The organism is Mycolicibacterium holsaticum DSM 44478 = JCM 12374 (assembly GCF_019645835.1).
GTDB classification, from domain to species: Bacteria; Actinomycetota; Actinomycetes; order Mycobacteriales; family Mycobacteriaceae; genus Mycobacterium; species Mycobacterium holsaticum.
In genome coordinates this window covers 1,047,851-1,062,518 of sequence record NZ_CP080998.1, presented here as the reverse complement: position 1 = coordinate 1,062,518, position 14,668 = coordinate 1,047,851, and the positions used below count along the sequence as shown (strand labels likewise).

The window sequence follows — 14,668 nt, the reverse complement described above, 5'->3', positions numbered from 1 at the left end:
GTACGTTGATGTTGGGGTCCTCGATACCTGCTGTACTGCGCGAACGCGCCAGTCTGCAACCCAATGACGCCGCATTTACCTACATCGACTACGACCACAACGGAGCGGCCCTCTCAGAAACCCTGACCTGGGCGCAGTTGAATCGCCGAGCAGCAAACATCGCTTCGGCGTTGAACGTTTGCGGGTCGCCCGGTGACCGCGCGGTCATCCTGGCGCCGCAGGGGCTGGATTACATCTCGGCCTTCGTGGCGTCGCTGCAGACCGGCCTCATCGCGGTACCGCTTTCGGTGCCCCAACCCGGCGCCCACGACGAGCGGATCACCTCGGTGCTGCGCGATACCGACCCTGCGGTCATCCTGACTACCTCCGCGGCGCTCGGCGACGTCACCGACTACGCGAACGCCACCGCATCGGTCCCGACCGTCATCGCCGTCGACGCGCTCGACGAAACCTCCCGCAAGCGTCCCCGGCAGCGCAGCGATTCCGGGCAGGAGATCGCATACCTGCAGTACACGTCGGGTTCCACCCGTGAACCCGCGGGGGTGATGATCACCAACCGCAACCTGTCGGCGAACTTCGAGCAGATCTACGCCGATTTCTTCGTCGACTTCGGCAAGGTCGCCCCGCCCGACACCACCGTGGTGTCCTGGCTGCCGCTGTACCACGACATGGGCTTGTTGCTCGGCCTGTGCGTACCGATCCTCGGCGGGCTCCGCACCGTCCTGATGAGCCCGATGTCGTTCCTACAGAGCCCGGCGCGGTGGATGCAGCTGATGGCCAGCCACACCAACGTCATGAGCTCGGCGCCCAACTTCGCCTTCGAGCTCGCAGTACGTCGCACCACCGACGACGACCTGGCCGGCTACGACCTGGGCAACGTGCTCGGCCTGTTGAGCGGAAGCGAACGCGTGCATCCGGCGACGCTGCGACGGTTCAGCGACAGGTTCAGCAAGTTCGGTTTCCGCGAGACCTCGATCCGGCCGTCGTACGGTCTGGCCGAAGCGGTCGTGTATGTGGCCACCCGCAGGCCCGGCGACCCGCCCGAGATCGCCCACTTCGAATCCGAGAAGCTGTCCATCGGACATGCCAAGCGCTGCACGAACGCCTCCGGCACCCCGCTGGTCAGCTACGGCAAGCCGGAGTCGAACACCGTGCGGATCGTCGACCCCGAAACGTTGCGGGAGTGCCCGGCGGGCAGCACCGGCGAGATCTGGGTGCACGGCGAGAACGTGGCGAAGGGTTACTGGAACAAGCCCGAGGAGACCGAGCGCACGTTCGGCGGGACGCTTGTCGCGCCGTCGCCGGGCACCCCGGAGCGGCCCTGGCTGCGCACCGGTGACCTGGGGTTCATCTCCGACGGCGAGCTGTTCATCATGGGCCGCGTCAAGGACCTGCTGATCGTGTACGGGCGTAACCACTACCCCGAGGACATCGAGGCCACGATCCAGGAGATCTCCGGCGGTCGGTGCGCCGCGATTTCGATCGCCGACGACGGCGGCACCGAAGAGTTGGTGACCATCGTCGAGGTCAAGAAGAAGGGCGACTCGCCGGAGCAGGTCAACGAGCGGTTCGCCACCATCAAACGCGATATCACCTCGGCGATATCCGAGACGCACGGTCTGCGGGTGGCCGATCTTGTGCTGGTGGGTCCGGGTTCGCTCCCGGTGACCACCAGCGGAAAGATTCGCCGGTCCACCTGTGTGGAGCACTACCGCACCGGCCAGTTCGCTCGACTGGATTCTCAAGTGGACGATTAGTGTTTGCTGAAAATATCGATAAATCGGTATTTTGCGTGGCCGTAAGTACCAGCCTGCGCCAGATCACCATTGCTTTGCCGGCGGTGAAGCGGTCTGGGCCGACAAAGACAACGACAATTCGGAGTTCCGGACATATGATTAACGCGTCTACGGCGGGAGTGAATCAGTGACCATCAAGCACATAGCCACGTGCGCGGCTGTTTCGAGCGCAGCGGGTCTTGCGGCCTTGTTCCTCGGCAACGCGGTAGCCGCCGCCGATCCAGTTGCGCCGGCACCGCCGGGCCAACCCGGCGCCGTTGCCGCAAGCGAGAACCCGCCACCGGACGAGCGGCGCGAAGAGCCCGCCAAGCCCGACTGCAAGGGGCCGTGGTGCGAGGTCATCAACGCCGCCAAGCAGCTGCCACCGCCCGACTTCTCCAAGGTGGACGTGCCCAAGATCGCCGACGTTTCGGTGCCGGTGTCGTTCGGGGTCGGGATGCCCGACGTGGTGCCGGACATCGGCATCCCGATCGCGTTCCCGCTGCCGGACATCCAGATGCCGCCGGCACCGGCGGTCGGGCTGCCGAAGTTGCAGGCGCCCAAGGTGCAACTGCCGGCGCCGAAGATCGGCCTGCCGAAGCTCGGGCCGCCCAAGCTGCCGTTCTGATCCCGTATCCGACACCAGACGGCCGGTTTGCTTGTAGACCGGTTGTGGTCGAGAATCCTCATGGATCAGAACTGTCCGGTGCGCAACGCCGGCTACCGTGATCTGTTCGCTACCTATTCGCGCTTACGGCCAGTCACAGGCCATTATGCTGACCGGTACGAACACGAATTGTTAGCGGAGCGGCCTTGCGAGAGGCGGAATTCAGTCGAATGCGGATAAGCGTTATCGGTACCGGTTACCTGGGTGCGGTTCATGCCGCATGTATGGCGCATATCGGCCATGACGTCTGCGCATACGACACCGACGCAGCGAAAATATCGCTGCTTTCCGACGGTAGCTCGCCGTTTTACGAACCCGGGTTCGAGGAATTGCTCGCCGCGGCCCTCGGCACCGGCCGGTTGCGGTTCACCCACGACCCGGCCGAGGCGGTCAGCGGAGCCGCCGTGCACTTCGTCTGCGTCGGCACACCGCAGCTACCCGGCTCCAACGCGGCCGACGTGCAGTACGTCGACAGCGCCGTGCGGACCGTCGCCGCCAACGCCGACTGCCAGGGCCTGATCGTCGGCAAGTCGACGGTGCCGGTGGGTACGGCGCAGCGGCTGGCCGCCGAGGTGGCCGGGTCACCGTCACAGGCGCTGCTCGAGCTGGCGTGGAATCCGGAGTTCCTCCGCGAGGGCAAGGCGATCGAGGACACGCTGCACCCCGACCGGCTGGTCTTCGGCGTCACCTCTGAATACGCCGAGAAGGTGCTGCTTGAGGTGTACGGCAACCTCATCGAGCAGGGCACCCCGCACCTGACGACGGATCTGCCGACCGCCGAGATGGTCAAGGTGGCCGCCAACTCCTTCCTGGCCACCAAGATCTCGTTCATCAACGCGATGGCGGAGGTCTGCGAGATGGTCAACGCCGACGTTGTGACGCTGGGCCGCGCCCTGGGTTACGACGACCGGATCGGCAGGCGGTTCCTCAACGCCGGCCTCGGATTCGGCGGCGGTTGCCTACCCAAAGACATCCGGGCGTTCAGCGCGCGGGCGGGCGAGCTCGGCGCCTCGGACTCGCTGAGGTTCCTGCACGAGGTCGACAAGATCAACATCCGGCGCCGCGAGAAGGCCGTATCGGTGGCCAGCGCGCTGCTTGACGGGGACTTTCTCGGTAAGAACATCGCTGTCCTGGGCGCCGCGTTCAAGCCGAACAGCGATGACGTCCGCGATTCTCCGGCGTTGAACGTCGCTGCGGCAATGCATCTCAGGGGCGCCGGGGTGCGGGTGCACGACCCGCGGGCGATTGTGAACGCCAAGGCGATGTTTCCCACGCTCACATACTGCGAAAGCGTCGAAGACGCATGCCGCAACGTCGATCTCATCGTGCTGGCGACCGAATGGGATGAGTATTGCAACATCGATCCCGTGGCGTTCCGGTCGATCGTCAGGGTGCCGCGTCTGCTCGACACCCGAAACGCGATCGACCGCGATTACTGGTCGAGCGTGGGCTGGCACGTGTACGCGCTGGGCCGGGGCGAGACCAAGCCCGCCGGCGCGCGCGGTGGCGACAGTGCTGACCGGTCGTCATGAACCTCGGTTCCTGGCTGGATCGCGGCGCTTTGGAGGTTGACTCATGGCGATAGAACTCAACGGCGTCTCAAAGACGTTCGGCGGCACGGTGACCGCGCTCAACAACGTCAGCTTCTCGGTTCCGACCGGGACGGTTTGTGCGTTGCTGGGCCACAACGGCGCGGGTAAGACGACGGTCGTCAAGCTCCTGTCCACCTTGCTGCGACCCACATCCGGGCAGGCGGTGGTGGCCGGTTACGACGTGGTACGCCAGGCCAGGAAGGTCCGCGCGAGCATCGGGCTCACCGGGCAGGATGTCGCGCTGGACGGATCGCTCACGGGTCGGGAGAACCTGGTGCTGTTCGGTCGGCTGCGGGGCATGCGCCGCCGCACGGCACGGATGCGCGCCGATGAACTGATCGAGCAGTTTCAGATGCAGCATGCCGCCGATCGGCGCGTGACGACGTATTCGGGCGGGATGCGTCGACGCATCGACATCGCCGCGGCGCTGGTGGATCCGCCGAAGGTGCTGTTTCTCGACGAGCCGACGACGGGGCTGGACCCGCGCAGTCGCCGCGACGTCTGGGGGTTGGTGTCCGAACTCTCCGCTCAACAGATCACCGTCCTGCTCACCACGCAGTATCTCGAAGAGGCCGACATTCTCAGCGACTCGATCGTCATCCTCGACGCCGGTGAGATCATCGCCAGCGGTACCTCCGAGGACCTCAAACGCCGGGTGGGTCTGAGCTATTGCGAAGTGACGCCGGCTAATCCGGCTGACCTGTCCCGCATCTTCGGCGTGCTGGCCGATATCGAGGGCGCAGAAGCCGCTTACGATTCGAACACCGTGTCGGTACCGGCTTCCGACGGGGTCGCGACGCTGATCGAGGTACTGCGCAGGGTCGATCAGCTAGGCGTCGAACTGCACGACATAACACTGCGCAAGCCCTCACTCGACGAGGTGTTCCTCCACCTCACCCCGGGGACCGTCAGCGTATGACCGCGCTGACCGCGTTGACCGAGCGCGTCGTGCTGAGCACGCTGCGCGACCGCGATCTGTTCTTTGCGATCCTGGCCCCGGTGGGCACGTTCCTCGGGTTCGTGGTGGTGCTGCAGAACGTGATCGACACGGGTGGCATGAGCTATCCGCAGTACGTGTTGCCCGCGGTCGTCGTCCAGGCGATGCTTCTCGGCGCGATGACGACCGCAGAGCGGGCAGCCAAAGATCAACGGCCCGGCTTCGGCACCCGGCTGCGCACGCTGCCGATCACCGCCGTGGTTCCGTTGCTGGCCCGCATGCTCTATTGCCTTCTGCGGGGCGCGCTTGCGCTCGTCGCCGCGATAGCGGTGGGCTACCTGTTCGGCTTCCGGATGACCGGTGGATTCCTGAACGGGACGGCGTTCGTCGTCGTCGCGTTGTTGTTGACCCTGGCGCTCTCGCTCGTCGCGGACGCGACGGGATCGCTGGGCTGGCGCATGAACGCGGCCAGCCACCTGCTTCTGGTGCCGCAACTGCTTCTGGTGCTGTTGTCCACGGGTATGGCGCCGGTCGAGGCCTTCCCCGACTGGCTGGAACCGTTCGTGCGCCACCAGCCCGTCTCGGTCGTCACCGACACGCTGCGCGGGTTCACCAGCGGCCAGGTCGTGGGCAGCAACCTGGCAGCCAGCCTGGCGTGGTGCATCGGTCTTCTGGTCGTCTTCGGTGCGATCGCGCTGCGGATGCAGAGGCGTAGGGAATGACCGCAGACGTGTCGTCGCGCTCCGGATGGCTTGCGGAGAGCTTGGTGTTCGCCGGCTGGTACATCAGGCGCTGGCGCAGCGAGCCTCTGGTACCGCTCCAAAGCCTGGCCTTCCCAACCCTTTTGCTGGTCGTCTACCACATGCTGGTATCGGAGTCCATGACAAAGCTCACCGGCACGAACAACCTCAACGGGTTGGTGCCGATGTGCGCCTTGGCCGGCGGGATGTTGGGCGCGCTCGGTCTGGGTTTTGCCATCCCCGCTGAACGGGCGGTCGGACTTCTCAGCCGCCTGTGGGCGTTTCCGGTCGAACGGGTGAGCGCGCTGATCGGCAGGCTGCTCGCCGAAGGCGCGCGAACCCTGATCAGTACCGCGTTGGTCACGGCGATCGGGGTGGGGATGGGGTTCCGGTTCCACGGCAACGTGCTCGCGTTCATCGCGTACCTGTTCGTGCCGGTGCTGGTGATCCTCGTGGTCGCCACCGTCGTGATCACGCTGGCGCTCAAGGTGGGTCCTGACGGCAACGCCATGATGACCTGGGTGGGCACCGCCTCGATCGGGTTGGTGTTCGGCAGCTCCGGGATCGCTCCGGTCGAGGTGTTTCCATCCTGGCTGCAGCCGTTGATCCAATACCAACCGATGTCACCGGCCATCGAGTCGATGCGCGCGCTGAGCGAGGGACGCCCGGCGGTCGAGCCGCTGATGCTGACACTGGCATGGGTTTTCGGCTTCGCGGCGGTGTTCGTGCCGCTGGCCATCCGGAACTACCGCACCGCGGCTGAAACCGCAATTTGACGCTCTGACAGAGCAGTTGGTAAGACAAGCTCGAAAGCGAGGAATGGCAACCACGATGCCTAGACAGTTACCGGTAGTCGCGGCGATCCCCAACTACAACATGGGAAACCACCTTCGCACGTTGCTGCCCCAGACCCTGGAGCAGGGCTATGACCGGGTGTTCGTGCTCGACGACGGTTCCACCGACGACAGCGTCGAGGTGGTAACGGCCTTCGGCGGTGACGTGACGTTGGTGAGAAGCGCTCAGAACCAGGGCTGCACCGCCAACCGCAACCAGATCATCGACCATGTCAGTGACGACGAGCTCATCCACTTCATCGACGCCGACATGGACCTGGAGACACCGCAAACCGCGTCGGTCGCCAGGGAACTCGCCGCCCGCTACGCCGACCGGGGAGTCGGTGCGATCGGCGGTCTGGTGAGCCGGAAAGACGGCAGCCAGGAACCCTACAACTACGGTCCGGTCTTCTCGCTCAAGAGCCACCTCCTGGCCCTGCCTCCGCTACTGGACAGGGTGAGGGACAAGCCAAGGCTTGCCCGCGCGGTGCAGCGCCTGGCCGCGCCCGGGGCGAAATACTGGCCAGACGTACTCGAATCACCGAAACCGGCCCCGGCATACTGGCTTCACGAGGGCAATATGCTCATCCGCTCCGATGTGTTCAAGGCGGTCGGTGGCTATGACCCGCTGCTGCGCAACCACGGGGCACAGGATCTGGCGATACGGCTGGAGAAGCGGGGCGTCAAACGCCAATTCGATCCCAGCATCGAAGTCGTTCATCACTACATCGATGTCCGGGGCCGAAAGCGTAAGTGGCAACAGGCCAAGTCGCTGCGTTACCTGTTGCGTAAGCATGGATTCGTGCGTTGGTTGACAGACGGCTAGCCGAGGCCTTGTCGCTTCGGAAGTCCGGCGCCGTACGTGTCGTGGCATGGCCACGCTGGTTCTCCAATCCTTATCTGCCCCAGTTGATTGCGGCGCTGCGGGAGGAAGGCATCGACGCCAGCGCTTCGTACACGCTTGCCGTATGCGCGGCCCGGTTGCGCGGCGGGGATTGGCTGCACCTTCACTGGCCCGGCGAGGCGCACACCCACAGGACGCGCTGGCTCTACAGCGCGCACGCTGCGCTGGTCGGTATGCAACTGCGCGCGCTCAAGCGCCGCGGTGTCCGCATCGCCTGGACCGCCCACAACCTGGTTCCCCACGACGACCCGCACCCCGATCTGGGCCACCGTGCCCGTCGCGACATGCTCGCCGTCGTCGACCACGTATTCGTGCACTTCGCCGGCGCGCGCACCGACCTGGCCGAGACGTTCGGCTACACCGGCCCGACCACGGTCATGCCTCATCCACATTTCATGGACACCTATCCGCCGCCCGCGCCCCGTGCCATGGCCAGAGCACGCCTCGGCCTGCCAGATGACGGTTTCGTCTGTCTGGCGTTCGGCCGCATCCGCCCCTACAAGGGCATCGGTTCGATCATTCAGGCGTTCCGAACCATCGCCGGCGATCGTGACCGGCTCGTCATCGCGGGCATCCGCGAGGGCGACGTCGCCGCCGAACTCGCACTGGCCCAAGACGACCCACGAATTGTGGTGCACGCGCGAAAGATTCCGCACGACGACGTTCCGCTGTACTTCGGGGCAGCCGATGTCGCCGTCACCGCGCACCGGGAGTTCTTCACCTCGGGCACCGCGCCGCTGGCCCTCACGATGGGCTGCCCGGTGGTGGGCCCTTCGGTTCACCACCTCGCCGACCTCGCAGGCGCCCAGCGCGTATTCCCGATCCAGGACGGACCCGACGGCCTGGAGGCGGGCCTTGCTCACGCACGCGACGCCGCGGCCACCATCGACCACGCCGAGGTGCGTGCCTGGACGGCGGCCCGCCTTGGCGACTGGCGCGACGCAGCAGCAAGGGTCGGCACCGTTTTTCGCGGCTGAGCACAACGGAGTGCCATGGCAGCCCCGGGCTGACTATGGTGGAGAAGATGGTCGAATCCCGCCGTCGGCACCAGAGAATCGTTCGAGCCGCAGCCCGGTTGGGCCCGCTCGGCGGTGGGTTGTTGGACTGGTACTCGATGGCGCTGCGACGGTGGGCGTCCGAGCAGGACTGCGAAACCTATTTCGGCGCGAAGATGACGTGTGATCCCGCCGATTCGGTGCAGCGGACGATCATGTTGTTCCAGGTGTGGGAACCGGGCATCACGCGCCTGATCGAACGCAATCTGCGACCAGGTGCGGTGTTTGTCGACGTCGGGGCGAACGTCGGGTACGACTCGCTGCTGGCGGCTACCCGAGTGGGTTCGGAAGGCGCTGTCGTTGCGGTAGAGGCGTTCCCCGCCATCTTCGAGCGGTTGCAGCGCAACCTGGCGCACAATCCGGTGCTGTCGGGTCGTGTCCGCCCGGTCAACATGGCGGTCTCGGACCGACCCGGGTCGATCGATTTATACGGGTTTGGTCCGCGCAACATCGGTGCCACAACGACGCTCGCTTCACGGCACGGTAAGCGGGTCGCCACCGTGCCCGCCCAGCGGTTAGGCGACATCCTCACCGACGACGAGATGGCGCGGGCGCGGCTCATCAAGATGGACGTCGAAGGGGCCGAGCCGGCCATCCTTGGCGACATCCTCGACAACCTCGACACCTACCCCGATGACATGGACCTGATCGTCGAGGCGAATCCAGAGGATGACGTGGAGATGATGGGCCGGGTGTTTGGCCGCTTGAGTGCGGCCGGGTTCAGCGCCTGGATAGTCGAGAACGAGTACAGCAATCGGTGGTACCTGCGGTGGCGTGACAGCGAATTGCGCAGGCTGGATGCGCCGCCGACGAAACGGTGTGACCTGTATTTGACCCGGCAGTGAATGAAACGTGCCCACCGCACACCGTGTTTGACGCCTGAGCCGGCAGGCCTCACCGGGGCTGTCAGAGGCGATTTCCCGGGGTCACCGTGTAGCTTAGCTTAGGCTAAGGTAAGTTGACTTGCCGTAGCGTTCGGGGGATCGCCCTCACCGCCAGCAGAGATCCAGTGAGGTTCGTCATGCGCATCGTGTCGTTCGGCTTCCAGACGTGGGGAGTCAAGACCCTGCAAGCGCTGATCGATCTGAACCACGACGTCGCGCTCGCGGTCACCCACCCGGCTAGCGACGACTCCTACAAGGGGATCTTCTCGGATTCGGTCGAGGACCTCGCGCACAGCCTCGGCATCCCGGTGCACCTCACCGAGCGGGTCGACAACGACACCATCGACCTGGTGAAGCGGGCCGAACCCGACGTCATCGTCGTCAACAGCTGGTACACCTGGATGCCCCCGGAGCTGTACGACCTGCCGCCGCACGGCACGCTGAACCTGCATGATTCGCTGCTGCCGAAAGGTACCGGCTTCTCCCCGGTCATCTGGTCGTTGATCAGCGGCGAATCGTCCATCGGGCTGACCATTCACCGGATGGACGAGCAGCTGGACACCGGCGACATCCTGGTCCAGCACTCGCTCCCCATCGGCCCCCACGACACCGGTACCGAGTTGGTGGAACGCGGAATCGACCTGATTCCGGGCGCGTTGGCCGAAGCGCTGACCGCGCTGGAGTCCGGGACCGCGGTGTGGCGCCCGCAGAACAAGGCTGAGCGCACGTACTTCCACAAACGTTCCGAGCGTGACAGTTTGATCGACTGGAACTGGCCCGCCGAAGATCTGGAGCGCTTCGTGCGCGCGTTGTCGGATCCCTATCCCCGCCCGTACGCCTACTACCGGGGCGAGCGCATCGAGGTCCTCGAGGCGAGGGTGTCCCAAATCCGTTATGGCGGAACGCCGGGGCGGGTGATCGTGCAGGAGGGCGGCGGCGCGGTGGTGTGCGGGCCTGCGGCGTATCGCGGGACGAACCGCGGCCTGGTGATCACCCGGGTGCGCGCTGCCGATGGCGTCGAACACCGCGCCGACGAGTTCTTCCGCCGCGGCGGTTACCTCACCGACCAGGCCTCGTAGACAGGGGTTTTCGATGCCGCTGTTGATGAACAGGACTCCCCCGGCGGCCTTTCTTGCAGCGCACCGGCGGATGATCAGCAAGCTCCCACTACCGTTGCTGCGACAGGCTTTTCACCTGACAATGATTCACCGGCCGGGAAACTTCAGGCAGCCGAGCACTTTCAACGAGAAAGTCAACTGGCGCATCCTGTTCGACCGGCGAGAGCGGATCATCGCCGCCTGCGACAAGTTGCGCATGAAGGAGATGGCGCGCGCGGCGTATCCCGGTGACTTGATGCGGATCCCGCAGACCTACTGGTCCGGCACCGACCTGCGCGATGCCCCGGACCTGGCCGCCCTCCCGCCGTGGGTGCTCAAGCCCAACCACAGCAGCGGTCACGCGTTGTTCGGGCCGGACCCGGCGACTGGTCTCGCCGATCTGCTGGAGCAGACCAAGGATTGGTGGAAGCGGACGCCGCTGGAGCTGGGTGAGTGGGGCTACGGCGCGGCCCGGCCCCTGCTGCTGCTCGAGGAACGCATCCCGACCCCGGACGGCGCCCCGCCACCCGATTACAAATTCTTCGTGTTCGACGGCCGGGTGGAGCTGATTCAGGTCAACAGTGGCCGGTTCGGCCATCAGACCGCCACCTTCGTCGACGCCGACTGGAACCGGCTACCGGTGCGCTGGCGAATCCGCCCGGTAGCCGACGAGCCGCGGCCGCCCGAATTGCCGACCATGCTGGAGATCGCCAGCGCCCTGGGCTCGGGCTGGGATTTCATCAGGATCGATCTCTACGCGGTCGACGGGACTGTCTGGTTCGGGGAGTACACGCCCTACCCCGGCGGGGGTTTACTGCGTTATCGGCCACGGCAATTCGACCACGAGCAGGGCAGGCACTGGCGGCTACCCACGCTGGAGCAGGTCCAGCGCGGACAGCCCTGATACACCGACGTCAGTAGGTCACGCCCGACGGCGCCGGCCGCGCGGGTGAGCGCGGTGATCGCCGCGGACGCACAGCCGCATCCCTGCGCGCCTTCACGGCGCTGCCGATGCGGGCCGTCGGCGCCGATGCTCCCGCCAAATCCAGTTCGTCCGTGGGAAAGTCGTCATCAAAATGCTGCGGGGGATGTTGCGCAGGTTGCTTCCGATGGAAAGTCAGCTTGCCCGGCCACCAGTTCTTGTCACCTAGCAGCACCGCCATCGCCGGCACGGTGATGGTGCGCACGATGAAGGTGTCCAGCAGCAGGCCGATACCGATCACGAAGCCCATCTGGACCACGCCGGCGATACTGCTGAAGGTCAGGCCGAACATCGACGCGGCGAAGATCAGCCCGGCCGATGTGATGACGCCGCCGGTGGCGCCGACCGTCTTGATCACACCTGACCGGATACCGTGGCGCGCCTCGTCGCGGATCCGGGAGATCAGCAACAGGTTGTAATCGGCGCCGACCGCCACGAGCACCAGGAACGCCATCCCCGAGACACTCCAGGCGAGTTCCTGGCCGAGGATGAACTGGAAGAACACCACCCCGATGCCGAGCGCGGACAGATACGACAGGATGACCGACCCGACCAGATAGATCGGTGCCACGATGGAACGCAGCAGCGCCACGAGCACCACGAACACGATGATCAACGTGAAGAAGATGATGAACCGCAGATCGCCGTTGTAGTAGTTGCGCATGTCGTTCTGCACCGCGGAGAACCCCACCATCGAGATCTTCGCGTCCTCGAGCGTGGTGTTGGGGCGCGCGCCTTCGGCGGTCTCGATGATGGACTTCACCTGGTCCATCGATTCGCTGCCGAACGGGTTGAGCGCGGTCTGCACCAAATACCGCGCCGTGTGGCCGTCCGGTGAGATGAAGACATCGGCTGCCTTCTTGAACTCGTCCTGCGTGAGGATCTGCGGCGGGACGTAGAAGCCCGACATCGGCGGTTCGTTCGCATCCTGCTTCATCGCCCGCAGGAATGCCGAAGCCTGATCAAGGCCGCCGCCCAAGTTCTTGGTCTGGTCAACGAGCAGTTGGACGCCTTCGGCGAGCTGCCTGCTGGAATCGGCGAGCAGGTTCGCCCCTTGCTCGGCCTTCTTGAGTTGCTCGCGAATCGCGTTCGGCTCGTCCAAGCCGGCCTGGCGGGCCGCGTCCACTGCGGTTTTCATCGTGGTGCCCAGATCCCGCACGGTCTCGTCGAGGGTCTGGGTCGCCTTGGTCTCTTTGAGCACGCGACCGAGATTGGCGACCTTCTCCGCCGTGCCGTCGTTCTGGAACGTGGTGACGCGCTGGAGGTAGGACCGCGACTCAACACACGCCGGATCGAGGTTGCACACCGGGCTGGTGTTGAGGGCGTTGACGATCGGCGCCGCCCAGCTGTACATCTCGGAGATCTCCATCAGGCTGTCGCCCATAGCATCTCCGAGCGAGTTCATGTTCGCGACGAGGTCGGCGGTCTTGTCGATCTCCTCGAGAGTGGTTTCACCACCGTACTTTTCCTGCATGTCGATGAGGACGTTCGTCAAGGGCCGCACGGTGATGAGCCCGTTGAGTACGCCGTCGCGGAGCTGGTCGAGGGTGTCGGCGAGCTTGTCGGCGCCTCCGCTGAGCAGGTTGAGGTTGGAGTCGTTGTCGGAGATGAGCTTGGAGGCGTCGCCCAGCTTGGAGCCGACTTCACCGGCCTGGTAGGTGGCCTTGGCCTGTTCGAGCACTTCTCCGGTGGGCCGGGTGATGCCACGCACGACGGCGATATCGGGCAGGTCGGCGACCCGGTCGGCCATCTCCTCCATATCGGCCAGCGCCTTGGGGCTGCGCAGATCCTGATGGGGGGCCTGGACGAGGATGAACTGCTGGACGGTGCTGCTGACGTCGAAGTGCTCGTCCATGATTTCGTAGGCCTTGTTGCTCTGCGCCTCCGGCGGCAGGTTCTTACGCTCGTCGTAGTTGTACCTGATCAGCCCGACAGCGCTGGCCAGCGTGCCCAGAATGAGCAGGCTGACGAGCAGGTGCGCCACCGGCCTGCGCACGATGTGCACACCCGAGCGCCGCCACAACCGTCCGGTGAGGTCTTTACGCGGTTTGACCAAGCCGCGCCGCCCGGCGAGCACAACCATCGCGGGCAGCAGTGTCATCGAGGCCAGGAAGCCGATCCCAACCGTGATCGACAGGGCCGCGCCGACCGTGGAGAAGACACCGAGTTGGGTGAAGCTCAGGCCGAAGAACGCGAGCGCGGTGGTCGCCGCCGAGCCCGCGATCACCTTCCCGATCGACGACATGGCCTCGATCACCGCGTCATCTGAAGTCATCCCGTGCCGTAGGCACTCGTGATAGCGGGTGAAGTAGAACACCGCGTAGTCGACGCCCGCCCCCATGATCATCGCCGTCATGAACATGAACGTCTGCGGGCCCAGCCCCAACAGATCCGCCTCACCGAGGCCGGCCACGGTCTGTTGGGACACCACCAGCGCGACGCCGATCATCAGCAACGGCAACAGCATCGCGACGATGTTGCGGTACACCACGATCAAGATCGTGAAGACGATGAGGACGGTGGCGGTTTCGATCACATGCTGGTCTCGCACACCGACCCTGTTGAGATCGGCGACCGTGGCCGCCGGCCCGATGACGTTGGCCTTCAGCGAGGTGCCCGCCGTCGTTTCCTCGACGACCTTGACGACGTTCTTGTAGGCCCGCTGCCCGGGGCCGGTCCCCATCGTGCCTTCCATGCTGATCGGCAGCTGCCAGGCCTTCTTGCTCTCGCTGGTCATCACCTGCCGCAACTCAGGGATGGTGACGAAGTCCTGCGTCGAGGACACGCTCTCGGGTATGGCGTTGAGGCGTTCCACCAGGGTGCGGTAGACGGTCTCGTCTTCAGGAGTGAGCCCGTTGTCGTCGACGAGAACGATGACGCCGACGTTGCCGGAGCTGCCAGATCCGCCCTCGCCGCCTTCGTTGAAGGCCTCGCTCATCTCACGGCTGGCGATGAGTACCGAGGAATCGTCCGGAAGGAATCCCGGCGGCTTGCGTTCTGCCACCTCGGTCAGCGGCGGCAGCGATAGGAAGAGTGTGAGCGCAAGTAGAAGCCACGCTACGATCACCAAGATCGGATGACGGACCACCAGACGACCCAGTGCCGGAAAGCCCGCGCCCTCGAACGCACCGGTGGATAAGGCGCGCCTCAACACCCCAAATACGGTACACCGGTACCCGCGCAGACGAGGAATCACCGAGTT

General features: G+C 65.2%; 12 protein-coding genes. 11 read left to right on the top strand and 1 reads right to left on the bottom strand.

The window, feature by feature from the left end:
• The first annotated feature begins 8 nt into the window (after window positions 1-8).
• From K3U96_RS05210 to K3U96_RS05160, 11 genes are all read left to right on the top strand, one after another.
• Window positions 9-1,757: an AMP-binding protein gene (locus K3U96_RS05210; protein WP_220692293.1), complete on the top strand. Its 1,749-nt coding sequence runs from the start codon at window positions 9-11 to the stop codon at window positions 1,755-1,757.
• 166 nt (window positions 1,758-1,923) lie between these two features.
• A complete protein-coding gene (locus K3U96_RS05205; protein WP_069405471.1) occupies window positions 1,924-2,403 on the top strand; it encodes a hypothetical protein in 480 nt (159 codons plus the stop codon).
• Between the two features lie 209 nt (window positions 2,404-2,612).
• The gene (locus K3U96_RS05200) at window positions 2,613-3,974 is read left to right on the top strand and encodes a UDP-glucose dehydrogenase family protein (protein ID WP_220692292.1); all 1,362 of its coding nucleotides are present in this window, start codon (window positions 2,613-2,615) and stop codon (window positions 3,972-3,974) included.
• A 43-nt stretch (window positions 3,975-4,017) separates the two neighbouring features.
• Window positions 4,018-4,953: an efflux ABC transporter ATPase subunit, DrrA-related gene (locus tag K3U96_RS05195; protein WP_220692291.1), complete on the top strand. Its 936-nt coding sequence runs from the start codon at window positions 4,018-4,020 to the stop codon at window positions 4,951-4,953.
• Window positions 4,950-5,693, top strand: a complete 744-nt coding sequence (locus K3U96_RS05190; RefSeq protein WP_069403480.1) for an ABC transporter permease — start codon at window positions 4,950-4,952, stop codon at window positions 5,691-5,693. The genes K3U96_RS05195 and K3U96_RS05190 overlap by 4 nt, the downstream gene beginning before the upstream one ends.
• The gene (locus K3U96_RS05185; protein ID WP_220692290.1) at window positions 5,690-6,487 is read left to right on the top strand and encodes an ABC transporter permease; all 798 of its coding nucleotides are present in this window, start codon (window positions 5,690-5,692) and stop codon (window positions 6,485-6,487) included. Before K3U96_RS05190 ends, K3U96_RS05185 begins: the two co-directional genes overlap by 4 nt.
• Window positions 6,488-6,542: 55 nt before the next feature.
• Window positions 6,543-7,370, top strand: coding sequence for a glycosyltransferase family 2 protein (locus K3U96_RS05180; RefSeq protein ID WP_230982371.1), 828 nt, complete (start codon window positions 6,543-6,545; stop codon window positions 7,368-7,370).
• 41 nt (window positions 7,371-7,411) lie between these two features.
• A complete protein-coding gene (locus K3U96_RS05175; RefSeq protein WP_220692288.1) occupies window positions 7,412-8,425 on the top strand; it encodes a glycosyltransferase in 1,014 nt (337 codons plus the stop codon).
• A gap of 47 nt (window positions 8,426-8,472) precedes the next feature.
• Window positions 8,473-9,348, top strand: a complete 876-nt coding sequence (locus K3U96_RS05170) for an FkbM family methyltransferase (protein WP_220692287.1) — start codon at window positions 8,473-8,475, stop codon at window positions 9,346-9,348.
• 176 nt (window positions 9,349-9,524) lie between these two features.
• Complete coding sequence (locus K3U96_RS05165) at window positions 9,525-10,466, top strand: methionyl-tRNA formyltransferase (protein ID WP_220693398.1); 942 nt, start codon at window positions 9,525-9,527, stop codon at window positions 10,464-10,466.
• A 121-nt stretch (window positions 10,467-10,587) separates the two neighbouring features.
• On the top strand, window positions 10,588-11,388 hold the full coding sequence (locus K3U96_RS05160; RefSeq protein ID WP_230982370.1) for an ATP-grasp fold amidoligase family protein: 801 nt from the start codon (window positions 10,588-10,590) through the stop codon (window positions 11,386-11,388).
• A 10-nt stretch (window positions 11,389-11,398) separates the two neighbouring features.
• Here the strand turns inward: K3U96_RS05160 and K3U96_RS05155 are convergent, their stop codons facing one another.
• Window positions 11,399-14,620 carry an MMPL/RND family transporter gene (locus K3U96_RS05155; RefSeq protein ID WP_220692285.1) on the bottom strand — a complete coding sequence of 1,074 codons (3,222 nt, stop codon included), beginning with the start codon at window positions 14,618-14,620 and terminating at the stop codon, window positions 11,399-11,401.
• Window positions 14,621-14,668: the final 48 nt, after the last annotated feature.

Bases quoted from the DNA above. Each gene is read 5' to 3' on its own strand.
- K3U96_RS05210 (WP_220692293.1), top strand. From the start codon at position 9: ATGTTGGGGTCCTCGATACCTGCTGTACTGCGCGAACGCGCCAGTCTG.
- K3U96_RS05200 (WP_220692292.1), top strand. From the start codon at position 2,613: ATGCGGATAAGCGTTATCGGTACCGGTTACCTGGGTGCGGTTCATGCC.
- K3U96_RS05195 (WP_220692291.1), top strand. From the start codon at position 4,018: ATGGCGATAGAACTCAACGGCGTCTCAAAGACGTTCGGCGGCACGGTG.
- K3U96_RS05190 (WP_069403480.1), top strand. From the start codon at position 4,950: ATGACCGCGCTGACCGCGTTGACCGAGCGCGTCGTGCTGAGCACGCTG.
- K3U96_RS05185 (WP_220692290.1), top strand. From the start codon at position 5,690: ATGACCGCAGACGTGTCGTCGCGCTCCGGATGGCTTGCGGAGAGCTTG.
- K3U96_RS05180 (WP_230982371.1), top strand. From the start codon at position 6,543: ATGCCTAGACAGTTACCGGTAGTCGCGGCGATCCCCAACTACAACATG.
- K3U96_RS05170 (WP_220692287.1), top strand. From the start codon at position 8,473: ATGGTCGAATCCCGCCGTCGGCACCAGAGAATCGTTCGAGCCGCAGCC.
- K3U96_RS05165 (WP_220693398.1), top strand. From the start codon at position 9,525: ATGCGCATCGTGTCGTTCGGCTTCCAGACGTGGGGAGTCAAGACCCTG.
- K3U96_RS05160 (WP_230982370.1), top strand. From the start codon at position 10,588: ATGATTCACCGGCCGGGAAACTTCAGGCAGCCGAGCACTTTCAACGAG.